Annotated in this window: 19 protein-coding genes; 13 read left to right on the top strand and 6 right to left on the bottom strand. The window is 60.1% G+C overall.

Annotation, left to right across the window (positions count from 1 at the left end; translation table 11 throughout):
- Positions 1-2 precede the first annotated feature (2 nt).
- The 4 genes from F7R06_RS17255 to ltnD form a co-directional block, all read right to left on the bottom strand.
- Entirely contained in the window at positions 3-1,463 is a 1,461-nt protein-coding gene (locus tag F7R06_RS17255) for a GntT/GntP/DsdX family permease (protein WP_090323116.1), read from the bottom strand.
- Between the two features lie 189 nt (positions 1,464-1,652).
- Positions 1,653-2,291, bottom strand: a complete 639-nt coding sequence (otnC, locus tag F7R06_RS17250; RefSeq protein ID WP_174552499.1) for a 3-oxo-tetronate 4-phosphate decarboxylase — start codon at positions 2,289-2,291, stop codon at positions 1,653-1,655.
- Positions 2,292-2,299: 8 nt separating this feature from the next.
- Positions 2,300-3,598: a 3-oxo-tetronate kinase gene (gene otnK / locus F7R06_RS17245; RefSeq protein WP_090323121.1), complete on the bottom strand. Its 1,299-nt coding sequence runs from the start codon at positions 3,596-3,598 to the stop codon at positions 2,300-2,302.
- A gap of 9 nt (positions 3,599-3,607) precedes the next feature.
- Positions 3,608-4,513, bottom strand: coding sequence for an L-threonate dehydrogenase (ltnD, locus tag F7R06_RS17240; protein WP_090323123.1), 906 nt, complete (start codon positions 4,511-4,513; stop codon positions 3,608-3,610).
- A 460-nt stretch (positions 4,514-4,973) separates the two neighbouring features.
- On the opposite strand from ltnD, the gene F7R06_RS17235 reads away from it, so the two are divergent.
- From F7R06_RS17235 to F7R06_RS17210, 6 genes are all read left to right on the top strand, one after another.
- A complete protein-coding gene (locus F7R06_RS17235) occupies positions 4,974-5,750 on the top strand; it encodes an ABC transporter substrate-binding protein (RefSeq protein ID WP_090323126.1) in 777 nt (258 codons plus the stop codon).
- A gap of 90 nt (positions 5,751-5,840) precedes the next feature.
- Positions 5,841-6,530 carry an ABC transporter permease gene (locus F7R06_RS17230; RefSeq protein ID WP_090323127.1) on the top strand — a complete coding sequence of 230 codons (690 nt, stop codon included), beginning with the start codon at positions 5,841-5,843 and terminating at the stop codon, positions 6,528-6,530.
- Between the two features lie 13 nt (positions 6,531-6,543).
- Positions 6,544-7,242, top strand: coding sequence for an ABC transporter permease (locus F7R06_RS17225; protein WP_090323129.1), 699 nt, complete (start codon positions 6,544-6,546; stop codon positions 7,240-7,242).
- A 9-nt stretch (positions 7,243-7,251) separates the two neighbouring features.
- Complete coding sequence (locus F7R06_RS17220; RefSeq protein WP_090323130.1) at positions 7,252-8,364, top strand: succinylglutamate desuccinylase/aspartoacylase family protein; 1,113 nt, start codon at positions 7,252-7,254, stop codon at positions 8,362-8,364.
- Positions 8,365-8,382: 18 nt separating this feature from the next.
- Entirely contained in the window at positions 8,383-9,147 is a 765-nt protein-coding gene (locus tag F7R06_RS17215; protein WP_090323132.1) for an ABC transporter ATP-binding protein, read from the top strand.
- Between the two features lie 123 nt (positions 9,148-9,270).
- Complete coding sequence (locus F7R06_RS17210) at positions 9,271-10,179, top strand: MurR/RpiR family transcriptional regulator (protein ID WP_090323134.1); 909 nt, start codon at positions 9,271-9,273, stop codon at positions 10,177-10,179.
- A 59-nt stretch (positions 10,180-10,238) separates the two neighbouring features.
- Here F7R06_RS17210 and F7R06_RS17205 read toward each other — a convergent pair whose 3' ends face one another.
- Positions 10,239-11,195 (bottom strand): AraC family transcriptional regulator, encoded by a 957-nt coding sequence (locus F7R06_RS17205; protein ID WP_090323136.1) that lies wholly within the window; start codon positions 11,193-11,195, stop codon positions 10,239-10,241.
- A gap of 199 nt (positions 11,196-11,394) precedes the next feature.
- On the opposite strand from F7R06_RS17205, the gene F7R06_RS17200 reads away from it, so the two are divergent.
- Together F7R06_RS17200 and F7R06_RS17195 are read left to right on the top strand one after the other, a co-directional pair.
- Entirely contained in the window at positions 11,395-12,348 is a 954-nt protein-coding gene (locus F7R06_RS17200; RefSeq protein WP_090323137.1) for a diiron oxygenase, read from the top strand.
- A gap of 79 nt (positions 12,349-12,427) precedes the next feature.
- Positions 12,428-12,850 carry an MAPEG family protein gene (locus tag F7R06_RS17195; RefSeq protein ID WP_090323139.1) on the top strand — a complete coding sequence of 141 codons (423 nt, stop codon included), beginning with the start codon at positions 12,428-12,430 and terminating at the stop codon, positions 12,848-12,850.
- On the opposite strand, the gene F7R06_RS17190 is transcribed toward F7R06_RS17195, so the two are convergent.
- Positions 12,838-13,806, bottom strand: a complete 969-nt coding sequence (locus F7R06_RS17190) for a GlxA family transcriptional regulator (RefSeq protein ID WP_090323141.1) — start codon at positions 13,804-13,806, stop codon at positions 12,838-12,840. The genes F7R06_RS17195 and F7R06_RS17190 overlap by 13 nt on opposite strands.
- A gap of 115 nt (positions 13,807-13,921) precedes the next feature.
- Here F7R06_RS17190 and F7R06_RS17185 point away from each other — a divergent pair, with 115 nt between their 5' ends.
- The 5 genes from F7R06_RS17185 to F7R06_RS17165 all read left to right on the top strand — a co-directional run bounded on the left by F7R06_RS17185 (position 13,922) and on the right by F7R06_RS17165 (position 18,878).
- Complete coding sequence (locus F7R06_RS17185) at positions 13,922-14,923, top strand: SLAC1 anion channel family protein (RefSeq protein ID WP_090323142.1); 1,002 nt, start codon at positions 13,922-13,924, stop codon at positions 14,921-14,923.
- Between the two features lie 65 nt (positions 14,924-14,988).
- Positions 14,989-15,315: a DMT family transporter gene (locus tag F7R06_RS17180; protein WP_090323144.1), complete on the top strand. Its 327-nt coding sequence runs from the start codon at positions 14,989-14,991 to the stop codon at positions 15,313-15,315.
- Between the two features lie 375 nt (positions 15,316-15,690).
- The gene (locus F7R06_RS17175) at positions 15,691-17,307 is read left to right on the top strand and encodes an arylsulfatase (RefSeq protein ID WP_245706706.1); all 1,617 of its coding nucleotides are present in this window, start codon (positions 15,691-15,693) and stop codon (positions 17,305-17,307) included.
- Positions 17,308-17,403: 96 nt separating this feature from the next.
- A complete protein-coding gene (locus F7R06_RS17170; RefSeq protein WP_090323147.1) occupies positions 17,404-18,132 on the top strand; it encodes a 2'-5' RNA ligase family protein in 729 nt (242 codons plus the stop codon).
- 47 nt (positions 18,133-18,179) lie between these two features.
- Entirely contained in the window at positions 18,180-18,878 is a 699-nt protein-coding gene (locus F7R06_RS17165) for a potassium channel family protein (RefSeq protein ID WP_090323149.1), read from the top strand.
- The last annotated feature ends 31 nt before the right edge of the window (positions 18,879-18,909 follow it).

Here is an 18,909-nt window from a genome sequence, read left to right as displayed (position 1 = left end):
CGTCAGACAAAAGGCCAGATCAGCAGGGTAATACAGAAACCCAGGGTGCCGAGCAACGTGGTCAGTACCGTCCAGGTGCGCAGGCCGTCACCCACGTTCAGCCCGGAAAGCTTGGTGAAGATCCAGTAACCGGCATCGTTGATATGGGACATGGCCAACCCGCCACCGCCCATGGCCAGGCACAGCAGGGCCATGTGGTTCGGGGTGAGGTTTAGGGTCGCAATCAGCGGGCTGATGATACCGGCCGTGGTCACCAGCGCCACCGTGGTCGAACCCTGTACCGCACGCAACAGCATGGTCAGCAAAAAGCCCAGCGCCAGCACCGGCAGACCGGTAGTTCGCAGCAAATCGGAAACCACGGCGCCGATACCGGTGTCCACCAATACCTTGCCGAACACACCACCGGCACCGGCAATCAGAATCACCATGGCAACACCGGGCAAGGCCGAACCGATCACGTCAGACACTTGGGTACGGCTCCAGCCCCGACGCGAACCCAGCAGCCAGGCACAGAGCAAAGTGTCGATCAGCAGCGCTACCAGCGGAGCGCCGAGCACCGTCATGATGCCGCGCAGCGTCGATTCGGCAGGCAGCAACGAGGTGGACAGCGTCCCCAGCAGAATCAGAATGATGGGCAGCAGGATCAGGCTGACGATCAGACCAAAACCCGGTGCGGGGGCCGGCGGCAATCTGGAAACGATGCTGCTGGTCGACTCTTCCAGGCCCATGTGCGATACGGCTTCAGCCGCTCGCTCAGGGTTCCTGTCGTTGCCATTGGTCCAGGCGGCCAGGTCTTCGTTGGTGACATGCGGGCCATAGACCTCGGCACGAATATCGTCGGTCATCGGGTACACCCGGCGGGTCATGCGCCCGGCCACGCGGTAGCCGACATAGCAAAGCAGCGCGGTGATCGGCAACCCGAACATCAGCACGCGACCCAGGTCCGCGCCCAACTGACTGGCAGCGGCCACGGCACCGGGGTGCGGTGGCAGAAAAGCGTGTACGGTCAACAAGGCCGCGCACATCGGCAGCGCGAACATCAACAGCGGCTTGCGCGCGCGCCGGGCAATGCCATAGGCCAGCGGCATGAGGATGATCACGCCAACCTCGAAGAACACCGGCACCCCGACCATGAAGCCGGCAATCGTCAACGCCAGGGGCGTGCGCCGGTTGCCGAATCGGGTAATCAGCGTCTTGGCCAGCGCTTCGGCGCCGCCGGAGAGTTCGATGATCCGCCCGATCATCGCGCCCAGGGCAATGATGATCGCGATATGCCCCAGGGTCTTGCCCATGCCGCCTTCGATGGTGGCGACCAGATCGGCCGGTTTCACCCCGGCCACCAGCGCCACCAGAATGCTCACCAGCATCAGGGCGACGAAGGGCTGGAACTTGTACTTGAGGACCAGGAACAACAACAGCGCAATGCCTGCCCCTGCGGTCATCATCAGGATTAACGGGCTCATTTCACCCACCCTCCCCGCCGGGTCAATGAAACGCTACTGCCAATGGATCTGGACATGCCGCAGTGAAGGTGAGTCATGCTTGGATTTCCTGTTGTTATTGTTTTTTCAGGCAAGCCGGGGCCGTCAGGAGTCGCTGTGCGTCTCCCGGGCGGAGCCTGCGTTATCGATCTATCGTGTCAAGCCAACGCTTTACCAGCGCGCACCAAAGGTTGCTTGCAGCTCATCCAGCGCCGCCTGATCGAGCGGTTCGGGCTTGGGATGGCTCATCAGCCAGAGCCGCGCGGTTTCCTCGAGTTCTTCCAGGGCGTAGCTGGCCTTGGATACCGAGCTCTCCCAGACCACCGGGCCCAACCGTTCGAGCATCACGCCGCGAACGCTGTTGGCCAGCCGCGCGACCTGCTCGGCCACATTCGGCGAACCGGGGCGCTGGTAGCCAATCAACGGGATATGCCCGACTTTCATGACCTGATACGGCGTCAGAGGCGGCAGAATGTCGTCCGCCTGCCAGACACCGGCCAGCGTCAACGCCACCAGATGGGTGGAGTGGGTATGCACCACGCCGCCGACATTCGGGTTGCGGTCGTAGACCTGGCGATGCAACGCCAGGGTCTTTGAAGGCTTGTCACCGGACACCCATTCGCCTGCCAGGTTGACCTTGGCGATGGTTGCCGGATCGAGGCGTCCGAGGCAGACGTCGGTCGGCGTGATCAACCAACCGTCGTCCAGGCGCGCGCTGATGTTGCCGGCGCTGCCAACGGTGTAACCGCGCTGGTAGAGGCTGCGGCCCACTTCGCAGATTTCGTCGCGCAGGGCGTTTTCGTGACTCACTGCACCACTCATTGCGAACCTCCGGCCTGGGCGAGTTGGTTCAAGGCTTTACTGAAGAAGTCGCGGCCACCGAAGTTGCCCGATTTAAGTGCCAGCGCCAAAGGTTCGTCGGTACTGCTGACGGTCGCCGGTACACCCGGATCAATCTGCGCGCCGATCTGCAGCAACTGCACACCCAGTGCCTGGACCACGGCACCCGAGGTTTCGCCACCGGCGATCACGAAACGGCGTACGCCGCTCTGGCGCAGACCCTGGGCAATTTCACCAAAGGCGTTTTCCACCAGGCTACCGGCCTGCTCGACGCCCAGTTGCTGCTGTACCGACTTGACGTCTTCCGGTGAGCTGGTGGCGTAGATCAATACGGTTTGATCGTGATCCCGGGCAAAGCTCAAGGCTTGCGCCACCACCGGTTCACCCGCCGCCAGGGCTAATGGGTCAATCCGCAAAGCGGGACGACCGGCTTCAAGCCAGGCTGCCACTTGTCCATTGGTGGCGATCGAAGCACTGCCGGCCAGGACCACTTCCCCGCCGGGCACGGCCGGCAGCTTCGAGGCGTCGAGGTCGCGCAACTTGCCGGCACGCCGGAAGTTTTCCGGCAGTCCCAAGGCCAGCCCCGAACCACCGGTCAACAATGGCAAGTCAGCACAGGCGGTACCCAGGGTGTACAGATCGCTGTCCGACAACGCATCGGCGATGGCCATGCCGACACCTTGAGCCCTCAGCTCGGAGATGCGCGCCCGCACCTGTTCAGCGCCACGGGCAACGGTGTCGTAGCGCAACAGGCCGACATTCAGACGGGTCTGCGATTGCAGCACCCGAACCAGGTTGGCATCGGTCATCGGCGTCAGCGGGTGATTCTGCATGCCCGACTCGTTGAGCAGTTGATCCTGCACAAACAAATGACCGCGAAAGATCGTCCGGCCATTTTCCGGGAACGCCGGGCAGGCCAGGGTAAAGTCGCTACCCAGTGCGGCCAGCAGCGCTTCGCTGACCTGGCCGATATTGCCGGCCGTGGTGGAGTCGAACGTCGAGCAATACTTGAAAAAGATCTGCTCGCAGCCTTGCTCGCGTAGCCAGGCCAGCGCCGCGAGGGATTGCTCGACGGCTTCGGCGACCGGCGTGGTACGCGATTTCAGGGCAATTACGATCGCATCGGCGTCAAGCCCGGCGGCCACTTCCGCGCTCGGGATGCCGATACTTTGTACGGTGCGCATGCCGCCGCGTACCAGCATGTTGGCCAGGTCCGTGGCACCGGTGAAATCGTCGGCGATGCAGCCCAGCAACGGGCGTGCGGTGGAGTTAGTCATGGGTGTTCCTCAAACGGACTCAGGCTTGGCAGTCGGCAATTCGATGCCCGGGAAAATCTTGATCACCGCCGAGTCGTCCTCACGGCCGAAGCCGGCACTGGATGCCTGCATGAACATCTGGTGAGCGGTGGCCGACAGCGGCAGCGGGAATTTGCTGGCCCGGGCGGTATCGAGCACCAGGCCCAGGTCCTTGACGAAAATATCCACCGCGGACAATGGCGTGTAATCGGCCTTGAGAATGTGCGGTACGCGGTTTTCAAACATCCAGGAGTTACCGGCGCTGTGGGTGATCACCTCATACAAGGCATCGGCATCGACCCCTTCACGCAGGCCCAGCGCCATGGCTTCGGCAGAAGCGGCAATATGCACCCCGGCGAGGAGCTGGTTGATGATCTTGACCTTTGAACCCAGGCCGTGGACGTCACCCAGGCGATACACCTTGCCGGCCATGCCCGCCAGGATCGACTCAGCCTTGGCATAGGCGTCGGCCGGGCCCGAGGTCATCATGGTCATCTCGCCAGCGGCGGCCTTGGCCGCGCCGCCGGAAATCGGCGCATCCAGGTACAGCAAGCCCAACGCAGCCAGACGCTGCCCCAGATCCACGGCGTAAGTCGGAGCGACCGTGGCGCAGCCGATCACCAGGCTGCCCGGCCGCAGAGAGGCCACGGCACCACCCTCACCAAACAATACGGTCTCGGTCTGCTCGGCGTTGACCACCACGGTAATGATCACATCACACTCAGCGGCCATGTGCGACGGCGACGGACACGCCACGCCGCCCTCCCCGGCAAACTGCTCGGTTACGGCAGTACGCACATCACAGGCATGCACATTGAAACCGCTGCGCAACAACGAGCGGGCAATGCCCAGCCCCATCGCGCCCAGACCGACAACACCGACATTCTTGTTATTCATGGGGTACTCCAGAGGAAAGCAGCGACTGCATTAACGCCTGCAAGGCGCAGACGTTGGCCGCGTTGCAGACAGGGCTTAGGCAGACAGGATCAGCACCAGTCGAATAGGTCAGATAATCCACCAATGAACAGATTATGTGAAGTATTTTTTCAAAATAACATTTATTAACATCGACCTCCGGTCGGAGCACTTCAATGTCGGTGGTCCCCGGCTTCCTGAATCGGGCTTGAAAATCGATAAACCGTTACGCGCTGGCAAGCATCGCCCTGGTCCATGACTGCCCGGCCAGCTCCGCCGGGGTGGTTTTGTCACACCTCAAGTTGATATGTTTTTTTTCAGTAATGTTGATTATGGATTTTTTATGTGTCATTTATAGCCTCGCCGATCACAGGACTGATCCACCGCGCCAACCCGGATGGCGGGCACCCGTCCCCCAAATGCCCCCCAAGGAGTCAACAAGATGAACAAGACAGAACTTCTAGGTGCTCTGGCGCTGTGCGCTTTCAGCTTCCTGGCACATGCCGGCGAAGACAGCCTGCGTATCGGTATCGAAGCCGCCTACCCGCCCTTTTCCTTCAAGACACCAGAGGGCAACGTCAGCGGATTCGACTACGACATCGGCAACGCTCTGTGCGAAGAAATGAAGGTCAAATGCGAGTGGGTCATTCAGGAGTTCGACGGCATGATCCCGTCGCTCAAGGTGCGCAAGATTGATGCCGTGCTGTCGTCGATGTCGATCACCGAAGACCGGATGAAGTCGGTCGACTTCAGTAAGAAGTACTACCACACGCCGGGCAAGTTCGCGATGAAGGCCGGCAACGTGATCAATGACCCTTTGGTGGACCTCAAGGGCAAGAAAGTCGGCGTGCAACGTTCTTCGACCTACGACCGGTTCGCCACCGAGCAACTGGAAAAAGCCGGCGTCGTCGTGGTGCGTTACGGCTCACAGAATGAGGCTTTCCTCGACCTGGCCTCGGGCCGTCTGGACGCCACCCTCGCCGACATCGTCGCCACCGACGAGAGCTTCATCAAGACACCGGCGGGCCAGGGCTTCGCGCTGGTCGGGCCGGACATCAACGACCCCAAATACTTCGGCCGAGGCGCCGGGATCGCCGTGCGCAAGGGCGACACCGCCAACGTTGCGCGCCTGAGCGCCGCGATTGATGCCATTCGCGCCAATGGCAAGTACCAGCAAGTGATGGCCAAGTACTTCGCGTTCGATATCTACGGCGAGTAAGCCCTACCCCAGCCCCGACGCCTGCACATTGCGGGCGTTTTTCGGGGCATGTCTTGCGCGCCTCGCGGCGCTCGCTTGAGGAACTTCATCATGCTCCACGGCTATGGATCGAGCATTCTCGATGGCGCCTGGCTGACCATAAACCTGGCCTTGACGTCCATGTCCCTGGCGATTGCCCTGGGCCTGATCGGCGCGGCCTTTCGCCTGTCACCGCTCAAATGGCTGGCCATGCTCGGGGAAAGCTACACCACCCTGATCCGCGGTATTCCTGACCTGGTGTTGATCCTGCTGATCTTCTATGGCGGCCAGGATCTGGTGAACCGCATGGCATTGGGATTGGGCTACACCCACTACATCGACATCAACCCTTTCATCGCGGGCGTTTGCACCATGGGTTTCATCTTTGGTGCCTACCTCTCGGAAACCTTTCGCGGTGCCTTCATGGCAATTCCCAAGGGTCAGGCCGAAGCCGGCCTGGCCTACGGCATGAGCGGCGTGCAGGTGTTCTGGCGGATTCAGGTGCCGCAGATGATCCGTTTCGCGATTCCCGGCTTCACCAACAATTGGCTGGTGCTGACCAAATCCACCGCCCTGATCTCGGTGATCGGCTTGCAGGACATGATGTTCAAAGCCAAGAACGCCGCAGACGCCACCCATGAGCCGTTCACGTTTTTTATCGTCGTCGCGGCGTTGTATCTCATGCTCACCAGCCTGTCCTTGCTGGGACTGCGCTCACTGGAAAAACACTACTCGGCCGGCTTCAAAGCCGCCGAATTGTGAGGGGAACCGGCCCATGCTGCTCGACTACAACCTGATCTGGGAAAACCTGCCGCTGTATTTCAACGGCGCCTTGTTGACCCTCAAAGTCCTGCTGATTTCCCTGGCCCTGGGCCTGGTCCTGGCGGTTCCACTGGCGCTGATGCGGGTGTCGCGTTCACCGCTGATCAACTTCCCGGCCTGGCTCTACACCTACGTGATTCGCGGCACGCCTATGCTGGTGCAATTGTTCCTGATCTATTACGGCCTGGCGCAATTCGAAGCCGTGCGTCAAAGCGCGCTCTGGCCTTACCTCTCCAGCGCGACCTTTTGCGCCTGCCTGGCCTTCGCGATCAACACCAGCGCCTACAGCGCAGAGCTGCTGGCCGGCAGTTTGAAATCCACCCCGCAGGGCGAGATCGAAGCCGCCCGGGCCATGGGCATGTCACGCCTGACCCTGTATCAGCGCATTCTCCTGCCGTCGGCCTTGCGCCGGGCATTGCCGCAATACAGCAACGAAGTGTTGATGATGCTGCAAACCACCAGCCTGGCTTCCATCGTCACCCTCGTGGACATCACCGGCGCCGCCCGCACGGTCAGCTCACGTTTCTATCTGCCCTTCGAGGCGTTTATCACCGCCGGGCTTATCTACCTCGCCCTGACCTTCATTCTGGTGCGTCTGTTCAAGCTGGCCGAGCGCCGCTGGCTGGCGTATCTGGCACCGCGCAAGCACTAAGGAGCTGCTATGGAGCACATTCAATACCTGTTGCCGTGGAGTGCCTCGGGCACCGAACGAACGCTGTCGCTGTTGCGCTTCGGCAGCGGACCGCGCAAGGCCTACATCCAGGCCTCGCTGCATGCCGATGAACTGCCGGGCATGCGCGTCGCCGTCGAACTCAAGCGCCGCCTGCTGGAGCTGGAAGCACAGGGTCGCCTGACCGGGGTGATCGAACTGGTGCCAATGGCCAACCCCATCGGTATCGCCCAGATGTTCCAGGCCACCCATCAGGGGCGCTTTGAGTTCTCCAGCGGCAAGAACTTCAATCGCGACTTTCCGGAATTGGTCGATGCCGTTGCACCGTTGCTCGAAGGTCGATTGGGCGACGATGCCGACGCCAACGTCGCCTTGATCCGCCGCGCCATGACGGATGTCCTCAACGACCTGCCGACAGCGACCTCGGAACTCGACGGTCTGCGGCGAGTGTTGCTGCAACACGCCTGTGATGCCGATGTGGTGCTGGACCTGCACTGCGATTTCGAGTCGATCATGCTGCTTTACACCATGCCGCAACACTGGCCGCGCTTGCAGTCACTGGCTGCGCGCCTGGGAGCCGGGGTCACGCTGCTGGCCGAGGGTGCGGGTGGCAATGCTTTCGACGAGGCGTGCGCGATTCCATGGTTACACCTGAGCGAACGGTTCCCTGATGCCAACATTCCCCTGGCGTGTGCCGCCACCACCATCGAATTGCGTGGCATGGCGGACACCGAACGCGAGCAATGCGTCGAAAACGCCGAGGCCATTCTCGGTTATCTCGCCGAGCAAGGCCTGATCAGTGGTGAATGGCCGGCAGCGCCACCGTCCCGGTGTGAGGCGATGCCCTTCGCCGGCGCGCAGTACGCCTATGCGCCACATCCGGGCGTGGTGAGCTTCCTGCAACCGCTGGGCGCGCGGGTCAAGGTCGGCGATCCACTGTTCGAAGTCATCGATCCGCTGAACGACCGCCATAGCGTGGTGCGTGCCAGCACCGACGGCATCCTCTATGCCCGCGAGCGCCTGCGTTTTGCCCAGCCCGGTTTGTGGCTGGCCAAGGTCGCCGGTTCCACCCCTATTCGCCAAGGCCGCTTGCTCAGCGACTGATGCCAGAGAGTTCCAACCATGTACAAACTTGAAATTCAGGACCTGCACAAAAGCTACGGCGCCCACCAGGTGCTCAAGGGTGTGTCCCTGCAAGCCCGGGCCGGAGACGTGACCAGCATCATCGGCTCCAGCGGCTCGGGAAAAAGCACCTTCCTGCGCTGCATCAACCTGCTGGAGCAACCCGACGCCGGCAACATTGTGCTCGATGGCGAACCGCTGAAACTGGTGACCAACAAGCTCGGCGGGCTGAAGGCGGCCGAACCCAGGCAATTGCAACGCATGCGTTCACGACTGTCGATGGTGTTTCAACACTTCAACCTGTGGTCACACATGAGCGCCCTGGAAAACGTCATGGAAGCCCCGGTGCACGTGTTGGGTCTGGGCAAGAAAGAAGCACGGGAGAAGGCCGAGCACTACCTGAACAAAGTCGGTGTGGCCCACCGCAGTAACGCCTGGCCGGCGCATATGTCCGGTGGCGAGCAGCAGCGCGTGGCCATTGCCCGCGCACTGGCGATGGAACCGCAAGTGATGTTGTTCGATGAGCCGACCTCGGCCCTCGACCCCGAACTGGTGGGCGAAGTGCTTAAAGTCATGCAGGACCTGGCGCAGGAAGGCCGCACCATGGTGGTGGTGACTCACGAAATGGGCTTTGCCCGTGAGGTTTCGAACCAGTTGGTGTTCCTGCACAAGGGCGTTGTCGAGGAACGCGGCGATCCGCGTGAAGTGCTGGTCAACCCGCAGTCCGAACGCCTCCAGCAGTTTCTGGCCGGGAGTTTGAAGTAAGGCCGGCGCCCACCCACTGATCGGCGCTGCCCCGACAGGGTTTGCTTCGGATACACTCAAGCCAACCTTGTCAGGGCATCAGGCACAGCCCTTCTCCCACCTTCAGGAACCGTTGAGCTGGATATGCCCACCCCATCGAAAGACACCACGGTCTATGCCGCGCCAGTCATGCGCAAACTGACGGAAATCGTTTCCGAGCTGCCGCCGTCATTACGCAAGGTGGCGGACTTCATCCTGCGTCACCCACTCAAAGCCGCGACCTTGACCATCGAGGAAATGGCCCACGAAACATTGACCTCACCGGCTGCCGTCAACCGCCTGGCCAAGGCACTGAACCTCGGTGGCTACAGCGGAATGAAAGCCGAACTGGTCACCACCTTGCAGCAGATGGTGTCGCCGGTCGACAAACTGCGCAACGAACTGGCCCTTCGCCCGGGCGGCGTGTTCGGCCTGCACGAACAACTCCAGAGCGCCGGCAGCAACCTGGCCACGGCGGCGTCCAACAACCACGCCGACACCTTCGAAGCCTTCATCACGCGCCTGACCACAGCGCGCAAAATCTACATCCTGGGCTTCGGCAACAGTGTTTACTTCGCCGGCCTCGCCGCCTCGACCCTGATGCCCTTCTGTGCCGACGCCACGGCCATCAGCATGGAAGGTGGCAACGAAAATGCCGCGTACCGACTGGCCGCGATCGATGAACAGGACGTGTTGCTGGCGATCTCCCTGCCGCGCTACTCCATCGACACTTTGCAACTGGCACGCTTCGCCAATGAACGTGGCGCATCGGTGCTGGCCATTACCGACTCACCTGCCTCGCCGCTCACCGGCATTGCCGAACACACGCTGTTTGCGCCTTGCGATCACCCGGTGCTGACCAGTTCCAACATCGCCGTGCTGGCCCTGATCGAAGGCCTGGTCGCCGGCGTGATGGCGCGCAATAAAGAAGCGGTCAAACTGGCAACCGAACTGACTGAAAGCGTCATGTCGTACCTGCACACCCCTGCCAGCCGTAAACCTGCGAAAAAGTGATGCCGTTGCGGTATTTGCCTGACTGGCGGGACTGGCCTGCAGGGGTGATCTTCGTCTGTTCAGGCTGATTGCTTGCGCCAGGTTCCGGGGGATGTGCCGAACTGGCGTTTGAAGGCGCGACTGAACGCGGCTTCGGATTCGTAGCCAACGGCAAAGCCGATTTGCGCCACATTACCGTGACCTTCGCGCAACTGTTGCGCCGCCAGGTGCATCCGCCAGAGGGTCAGATATTGCATCGGCGGCTGTCCGACCAATGCCGTGAAGCGCTCCGCGAATACCGAGCGCGACATGCCCACTTCGAGGGCCAGCGCTTCTGCCGTCCAGCCCTCGACCGGACGCGCATGGAGCAGCGCCAGTGCACGCCCGATATGCGGATCGCGCAAACCCGCCAGCCACCCGCGCCGCTCGGCCGGGAGGCTCGCGACATACTGGCTGACGGCTTCGACGAACAGCAATTCCGATAGTTTGGCAATGACCGTTGTCGAGCCGACGCGCCCTGCCGCGATCTCACTGACGGCAAAACGGAATGAGCTTTCGATCCAGGCGCCGGAAGCCGTCGCGCGCAGGTCCAGTTTCAACAAGGATGGCAGCGACGAAAGCAGCGGGCTGAAGGCTGTTTCGGAACCGAGGAATCCGCATAACAACTGCGTCGCCTCGCCGCCACCACCGTACTTGATTCGAGAAATGCTGCCGGCTTCTGGCGGTTGAATGATTTCGCCCGCAGGCATGGGTGCCATGCTCAGGTCACTGCCAAAGGTATGAGCGTCATTGCGCGCCAGCAGAATGAGTTCGCCTGCCCGCACGTCGATGGTGTCATCACCGTCGATCCGCAATTGCATGTGCCCCGAGACGACAAAGTGCGAAGCAATGATATGTCGAGGTGCCGTCAGGAACGGCTTGCAGGCGTCGGCAGAGATTCGACCGTTGATGCACCAGGGCGCCGTGAATTCCGACTCGAGGAAGACCCCGCCAGACAGGCGAATCACACGCAAGACATCAGAAAACGCATCCAGCAATTGCCTGCCCTCCTTTCCGGAGTCCCGAGCAAGTAATCAGGCGGACTGATCATTAACCGCCTGGACCGCGAGGCCTAGATTAGCACCAACGCGGACTCAGTGATCGAGACGATCCCCCAGGTGTTTCACCCTTGATCACGAGCTGCGTGAGCAACCGTTTTGCCCCATTCCAATTCGACGATGGCAGCAGGAGATCTGTATGAATACCGTCGCTACCCTACCCGGCGCAGAGTCGGGCAACGCCGCCCGTTATGCGCAAATGGTCAAGTCATCGAAAAAAGCCGAATGGCAGATCGATCGCGATTTGCTGCAGGACCGGCGTTTCGACTTTTCGCGCAAATTCTTGCCCGACAGGCTGTCGCGGGTCGACCGCCTGACCTTTCTCGCCGCGGACGAGGCGCGCCTGCTCAGCCAGATTCAGGGCCGAACCTATGCGTACCTGTTTGGCCTGGTCGAACGCTTTATCAGCGCCAAAATGCTCGATCAAGGTCGCGCCCATGTCTTTGACGATCAGTTGGCACTCGAAGCGCTGGTGCGTTTTTCCAACGACGAAATCAAGCACCAGGAGCTGTTCCGGCGCATCGAAACGATGATGGGTTCGCAATTGCCTGCCGGGTATCGTCAAGTGGCCGATCCCAACGAAGTGGCGCGCGCGGTACTGGCGGCCAGCACCTGGTCGGTGCTGGCGCTGACCTGTCATATCGAGCTGTTCGTTCAAACCCACTACGCGCAAAGCATCGCCCCGCGCGAGGAGTTGTGCCCGCTGTTCAAGGACGTCTTCAAGTTTCACTGGATGGATGAAAGCCGGCACGTGGTACTCGATGAACTGGAATGGAAGGCCGAGCACGCGAAGCTCTCCCCGGCCGAATGTGACCAGGCAGTGAACGATCTGATTGCGCTGGTGGCGGCTGTCGACGCAATCCTGCAGGCACAATCGGCAGCCGACGCCGACTACTTCACTGGACAGCTTTCACGATCGCTCAGTGACGATCAGACAGCGCAAATCAAAGCCTGCGTGCTGAGCGCCTATCGCTGGCAATACATCATCTCTGGCGTGCAGCACCCGCACTTCGGCCGGCTGCTGACGCACATGACGACGCCGGCACAGATGGCCAGGATCCAGACCGCCCTGGCCCCCATTATGAGCCATTGATCGACCGCGCGCGGCCGGCAGCCCGCCGGTCACGGGCGGCGGGCTGATGCGTTGAAATGACCCACTGAGGATGGCTGCCATGACGATACCGATGTGGATGCTGCTCGGCTTTGCGGCCTGGACGTTGCTGCTGTTGATGGCAACCGTCGGGGTGTATCGCTGGGTCGCCATCCTGTTCTCGAATGTTCCCATCGCCTCGTTCCGCAGCGATCAACTCGAAGGCCAGGATTGGTACCGACGCGGGACAAGGGCACACGCCAACTGTGTGGAAAACCTGCCCGTCTTTGCCGTGATTGTGTTCGTGATTTCAGCCCTGGGTCTCAATGGCCCGGCGGTGAACGGCTTGTCCATACTCGTCCTGATCGCCCGCGTGTTTCAGTCTCTGGTGCACGTGTCCCATGTGCAGACCAACAGGTTCGTGGCGGTGCGATTTACCTTCTTCAGCATTCAGCTGGCCTGTTTTCTCGCGCTGATGGTCATAGTGGCTTGTCACGGCGCTTGAGTGCCGGATGAAAAGCGCTTTCGATAATCACTCGGCCCGACCCCGAGACGCCGCATGAACGCCCTTCTGAATCCGTCCGTATTGGCATAGCCCACGTTATCGGCCAGACGTTTGAGTGACACATCCGAATCCTCGATCATCCGTCTGGCCGCATCGATGCGGGCCAGCTCGACGAACTCGGCCGGCGTCGAGCCGGTTTCAGCCTTGAAGGTGCGAGCAAAGTTGCGCTCGCTCATGCCGGCGCGTGCGGCCAGGGTGGGCACGCTCAAGTCGGCCTTCAGGTGTTCGACAACATAGTCCTGAACATTTCGGATGACACTGCGCTCGGCGGTTTGCGCGGCCAGTTGCGCACTGAATTGCGATTGGCCGCCAGGTCGCTTGAAGAACATCACCATCTCACGGGCGACGCTCAGCGCCAGCTCCCTGCCGTGATCCTCTTCCACCAGTGCCAGCGCCAGGTCCATGCCGGCGGTGACACCCGCCGAGGTGTAGACATTGCCGTCCTTGATGAAAATGCTGTCGGGGTCGACGTGGGTTTGCGGGTGTTCCCTGGCAAGTTTCGCGCTGGAATTCCAGTGCGTCGTGACATGGCGTCCATCGAGCAGGCCAGCGGCGGCCAGCAGGAAAGCACCGCTACAGACCGAGCCGATACGCCGCACGGTTTTCGCCTGCCGGCACAGCCATCGCTGCAACTCGGGGTTCAAGGCGATTTCCTCGATGTGCGGGCTGCCGGCCACAAGCAAGGTGTCGATCCTGCCTTTATAGGTTTCGAATGTCTCGTCGATGCTGAGCTTCAAACCGCTGGAGCCCTTGATCACCCCTTTGTGGGTGCCGATCACTTCGACCCGGTAGGCCCGTGGATTGCCCAGCTGTTTAGCCGCCTCGGCGAAGACATCTGCTGGGCCCACCACGTCCAGCAGCTGTACACGAGGGAATGCCAGCAGGGTGATGCGCATGATGTCTGTCCTCGTCGAATCATTGGCTGAATATGTCGCTATGCGACTATTTCAGCCACAACCTGTTTGGCTGAAAATAGCTCCAACAGCAAATTCAGTCAAACGGGAGACTGCCATGAATACTGCATACACCCCTACCATCGCTGCAACTCAATCGGTCACGCGTGGCACGACATCCATCAAAAACCTGCCCATCAATCTGTTCGGTTCAGTCATGGGCCTGGCAGGCCTGGGTCTGGCCTGGCGCTTGAGCGGTCAGTTCTACGGCGTTGGTGGCCTGTTGGGTGAAGCGATTGGTGCGTTTGCCGGCCTTGCATTCGTGCTGCTGACCCTGGGTTACCTGACCAAGTGGTGGAAGCACCCTGAAGCGGTACGGGCCGAATTCAATCACCCCATCGCCAGCAACTTTTTCGGCACCGTTACCATCGCACTGCTCCTGCTTTCCGCCGTAGCAGCACCCCACAGCCAATGGCTCGGACAGGCATTGTGGATACTGGGCAGCGTATTGACTGTGTTGCTCGCCGGCCTGGTGGCTTCACGCTTGTTGTCGGGTGGCCAGGATCCATCGAATGCAGTACCCGCCTGGCTGATCCCTGGCGTTGCCACCCTCGACATCGCCGTAACCGGTGCGCACATGCCCATGGCCTGGGCTGCGGAGTTCAACCTGTTTGCCCTCGCCGTGGGTGTGGTGCTGGCACTGGTTTTCTACACCCGGATCTTTTCGCGGCTGGTGCATCAAGCCGCCCTGGCCAAAGGCATGGTGCCGTCCCTGATGGTGCTGATTGCGCCCTTTGAAGTCGGCTTCCTGGCGTACACCAACGTGTTCGGCGAGATCGACCGGTTTGCCAGTGTGTTGTTCTACTTCGGGTTGTTCCTGTTCGTGGTGTTGAGCTTCAAAGTGTTCCGTCGCGATGTGCCCTTTGCCCCTTCGTGGTGGGCCATCAGCTTTCCCATCGCGGCCCTGAGCAATGCGGCACTGAAATATGCCCATGCCCAGGACAACACCGCACTGATGGTCATCGCGGCTGCGATCCTGCTGTTCCTCACTGCGGCACTGAGCGTGCTGACCGTGAAAACCCTGGCCAGTCTGTTCAAGGGCAAATTGTTGGCCAACTAACGTTTACCTCCCTTTGGCGAGCCTTCATCGGCTCGCTTTTTTTTTGCCACCACGGGTCTTGTCGAATGACTTACACCTCTTCCTGGTTACTCTTGATCGCCGCCGGATTCCTGGAAATCGCCTTTGCCATCGGCTTGAAATCCGCAAATGGCCTGGAACGACCCTGGCTGCTCGCCGCAACCTTCGTGGTGCTGGCTGGTAGTTTGTATTTATTGACGATGGCATTGCGGGTTCTGCCGGTAGGCACCGCCTATGCCGTCTGGACCGGCATCGGCGCTGCCGGCACAGCCATCGTTGGCATGTATTGGCTGGGTGACGGAGTGTCGTTCTGGCGATTTTTCTGGATCGGTTCGATCCTGCTGAGTGTCGCTGGGCTGCGCTGGGCGGCCTGATCGGAGCGGTTAGCTGATTTGTGGCTTGGTTGAATCGATGACAGGAAGCAGCCAACAGCGGTCACTGACAAACGGCTTCCAACACGCCCAACGCACAAGCAGAGCGAACGGTGAGCGACAAAGTCGACGAATGACTCCAAAACGCCATACCAGAAGATTCCATTCGTACTAGGCTTCGACGTTAACCCTGAATAGTGTGCGGGAATTTCTATTTCGACGTTAGCGAGTCTCCAGAACTGTCCAGGCTGTTGATTGGGTGGTCCCTCGCAGGGTCCTTGGCTTGCACTCATCGCATTGTTGGGTGAGCAAAGGATCGACTTTTGAGAAAGGAAACCAGACATGAAAAGGCATCTAAATCGCCCCGGATTTTACGTTATGTGTTCGTTGCTGATGGCGCTGAATGGCTTTGCCCAGGCCGCACAAAACGAAAAACCAAACATCCTGTTCATCGTCTCCGACGATACCGGCTACGGTGACCTGGGCCCTTATGGCGGGGGTGTAGGTCGAGGCATGCCGACGCCCAACATTGATGAACTCGCCGCCGAAGGCACCACCTTCTTCTCCTTCTATGCGCAACCCAGTTGCACACCAGGCCGGGCCGCCATGCAAACCGGGCGCATCCCCAACCGCAGCGGCATGACCACGGTGGCCTTTCAGGGTCAGGGTGGTGGCTTGCCAGCGGCGGAATGGACACTGGCCTCGGTACTCAAAACCGGTGGTTACGACACCTATTTCACCGGCAAGTGGCACTTGGGCGAAGATGATTACGCCCTGCCCAATGCTCAAGGTTACGACGTGATGAAATACGTCGGCCTGTATCACCTGAACGCCTACACCTACGCGGACCCTACATGGTTCCCGGACATGGATGATGAAACCCGCGCGATGTTTGCCAAAGTGACACGGGGCGCACTGTCGGGAAAAGCCGGTGAAAAAGCGGTAGAGGAGTTCAAGATCAACGGTCAGTACGTCGACACACCGGTTGTAGATGGCAAACCCGGTGTGGTCGGCATTCCGTTCTTCGACAACTATGTGGAAAAAGCCACGATGGAGTTTCTCGATACGGCGGCCAAATCCAATAAACCCTTCTTCATCAACGTCAACTTCATGAAGGTGCACCAGCCGAACATGCCGGCGCCGGAGTTCGTTCACAAATCGATCTCCAAGTCGAAATACGCCGACTCCGTGGTTGAGCTCGATACCCGCATCGGCCGCATCATGGACAAGCTGAAGGCACTGGGACTGGATAAAAACACCCTGGTGGTTTACACGACCGATAACGGTGCGTGGCAGGATGTGTACCCGGACGCTGGCTACACGCCTTTCCGTGGCACCAAGGGTACGGTGCGCGAGGGTGGCAACCGGGTTCCGGCCATCATGGCCTGGCCGGGAAAAATCAAACCGAACACCAAAAATCACGACATCATCGGTGGCCTCGATTTGATGGCGACCTTCGCTTCTGTGGCCGGCATCAAGCTGCCGGAGAAAGACCGCGAAGGTAAACCGATCATCTTCGACAGTTACGATATGACCCCGGTGCTGCTCGGCACCGGCCCTGACCCGCGTAAAGAGTGGTTCTATTTCACCGAGAACGAGCTGTCGCCCGGTGCCGCGCGTGTCGGTAACTACAAGGCAGTGTTCAACCTGCGTGGCGACGATGGCGCCGTGACAGGCGGGCTGGCCGTCGACACCAACCAGGGCTGGAAAGGCCCGACCAAATACGTGGCGACGGTGCCGCAGGTGTTTGACCTGCTGCAGGATCCTCAGGAGCGCTACGACATTTTCATGAACAACTACACTGAGCGCACCTGGACCCTGGTACCCATCAGCTCAGCCATCGCCAAGTTGATGAAAACCTATGTTCAGTATCCCCCACGGAAAATACAAAGCATGACCTACGACGGCCCGATCGAAATTTCCAAGTACCAGAAATTCCAGTCGGTACGGGAGGACCTGGAGAAGGAAGGCATCACCATACCCATGCCTAACTAGCGACACCGCGGCAGCCTGATCCAGGCTGCCGCTCCCCTTCCTTCCGGAGCCGCCCCCTGATCACTGGGCGCGGCCTCTATCTTGAGAGCCGCACCGATGAAAACCCTAGGTGTACAAACGATTCTGGCCGCCCTGGTGACTTGTATGCTGGCGTTTACCGCGATCGGCGCGCCGTCCAGGGTCACCGCCATCGACATCCTCCTGGAGCCCGACAGCACGATGCTCAAGCACTCCGACGCCAATAACGCCCGACTGCTCGCCGTGTTTCCGAAAGGTTTCGCCCTGGATGCCGAACACCGGCCGCACATCACGCTGGTTCAGCGTTTCGTCCGCACGGAGGATCTGGACAAGGTCTATGCCGCTGCGGAAAAGGTTCTCCTGAGCGCCCATGTGAGCGCCATGAAACTGGAGGCGTTCAAATACTATTACGCGCCCGCTGGAGCGCTCGGGGTCGCCGGCATTTGCGCGAGGCCAACGCCGGAAATCATCAAGTTGCAAGAGGACATCATTGCCGCGGTTGAGCCTTTCACCGTAGAAACCGGCCCGATTGAAGCGTTCACCGCGGCGCACGACGATCCCGGCAATGACGCGGCGCTCATCCAGTACGTATCGACATTCGTCCCGAAAATGTCTGGCGAGCATTTCAATCCCCATGTGAGCACGGGAGTTGCTCCACGTGACTATCTCGACAAAATGAATGCCGAGCCATTCCAATCATTTGTCTTCTCACCCGTCGGCGCGGCCGTTTACCAACTGGGGCCTTTCGGAACCGCTGCAAAAAAACTCAAGGCATGGGATCTGAAACCTCAAAGCGCTGAAAGGTAGCCGTAGCTAGAATCCACCATGGGTCATGACCTCTCAGGGAAACCGGTATGACAGATTCGCAGGATAAAGCCGAAACCGACGCGGACCTGGCTCAGTTGCTGATAGGGCAAGGGCCCTGCACCTATCTATTGCTGCTCTTACTGGGATTGATCCTGCTGTTTCCCTTTCTTGAGGAGGGCATATTTGCGCGCACGTTGCTCGGCATTGTGTCTTCAATCGTGCTGCTCGTGGGTGCCTTCGCGGCCGGGCAGACTCGGCGGGGAGTCATCCTCAAACTGGGCCTGGCGTTGCTTGGGGTCGGTCTTCTATGGGCAGCGTTGTGGACTGAAAGCATCAAGATTCTTGATCTTGCCGGGATCGCTTATACGGTGTCTCTTACCGTCTCGTTCAGCAGCGTGATTCGCTATGTTCTCAGGCGCGGGCCCATAACCGCCGACAAGCTGCATGGCGCGCTTGCGGGTTACATCATGCTGGCCTTCGTCTGGTCCTTCATCTATGCCCTGGTCGAGATATCCAGCGCGGGTTCATTCGGCCCTGGCCGCCTCGACTTCATGCAGCCCGGTACGTTCTTCAAACTGATCTATTTCAGCTTCACGACGCTCACGACCACCGGTTACGGAGATGTCCTCCCATTGACCAACCACGCTCGTTCATTGGTGATGGTCGAAGAGTTTTCAGGCGTTTTTTACGTGGGCGTCGTGATTGCGCGACTTGCCGGTCTTTATCCATCGAATCAGGTCAAATGAAGCTCGATTTGCCTGACGATCAGTGGGAGGC

Origin of the sequence: Pseudomonas moorei (assembly GCF_008801475.1) — a bacterium.
GTDB lineage: Bacteria > Pseudomonadota > Gammaproteobacteria > Pseudomonadales > Pseudomonadaceae > Aquipseudomonas > Aquipseudomonas moorei.
This window is presented reverse-complemented; position numbering and strand designations above follow the sequence as displayed.

Coding starts and splice junctions, on each gene's coding strand:
- F7R06_RS17255 (WP_090323116.1), bottom strand. CDS start 1,463: ATGAGCCCGTTAATCCTGATGATGACCGCAGGGGCAGGCATTGCGCTG.
- otnK (WP_090323121.1), bottom strand. CDS start 3,598: ATGACTAACTCCACCGCACGCCCGTTGCTGGGCTGCATCGCCGACGAT.
- ltnD (WP_090323123.1), bottom strand. CDS start 4,513: ATGAATAACAAGAATGTCGGTGTTGTCGGTCTGGGCGCGATGGGGCTG.
- F7R06_RS17235 (WP_090323126.1), top strand. CDS start 4,974: ATGAACAAGACAGAACTTCTAGGTGCTCTGGCGCTGTGCGCTTTCAGC.
- F7R06_RS17230 (WP_090323127.1), top strand. CDS start 5,841: ATGCTCCACGGCTATGGATCGAGCATTCTCGATGGCGCCTGGCTGACC.
- F7R06_RS17225 (WP_090323129.1), top strand. CDS start 6,544: ATGCTGCTCGACTACAACCTGATCTGGGAAAACCTGCCGCTGTATTTC.
- F7R06_RS17220 (WP_090323130.1), top strand. CDS start 7,252: ATGGAGCACATTCAATACCTGTTGCCGTGGAGTGCCTCGGGCACCGAA.
- F7R06_RS17215 (WP_090323132.1), top strand. CDS start 8,383: ATGTACAAACTTGAAATTCAGGACCTGCACAAAAGCTACGGCGCCCAC.
- F7R06_RS17210 (WP_090323134.1), top strand. CDS start 9,271: ATGCCCACCCCATCGAAAGACACCACGGTCTATGCCGCGCCAGTCATG.
- F7R06_RS17200 (WP_090323137.1), top strand. CDS start 11,395: ATGAATACCGTCGCTACCCTACCCGGCGCAGAGTCGGGCAACGCCGCC.
- F7R06_RS17195 (WP_090323139.1), top strand. CDS start 12,428: ATGACGATACCGATGTGGATGCTGCTCGGCTTTGCGGCCTGGACGTTG.
- F7R06_RS17190 (WP_090323141.1), bottom strand. CDS start 13,806: ATGCGCATCACCCTGCTGGCATTCCCTCGTGTACAGCTGCTGGACGTG.
- F7R06_RS17185 (WP_090323142.1), top strand. CDS start 13,922: ATGAATACTGCATACACCCCTACCATCGCTGCAACTCAATCGGTCACG.
- F7R06_RS17180 (WP_090323144.1), top strand. CDS start 14,989: ATGACTTACACCTCTTCCTGGTTACTCTTGATCGCCGCCGGATTCCTG.
- F7R06_RS17175 (WP_245706706.1), top strand. CDS start 15,691: ATGTGTTCGTTGCTGATGGCGCTGAATGGCTTTGCCCAGGCCGCACAA.
- F7R06_RS17170 (WP_090323147.1), top strand. CDS start 17,404: ATGAAAACCCTAGGTGTACAAACGATTCTGGCCGCCCTGGTGACTTGT.
- F7R06_RS17165 (WP_090323149.1), top strand. CDS start 18,180: ATGACAGATTCGCAGGATAAAGCCGAAACCGACGCGGACCTGGCTCAG.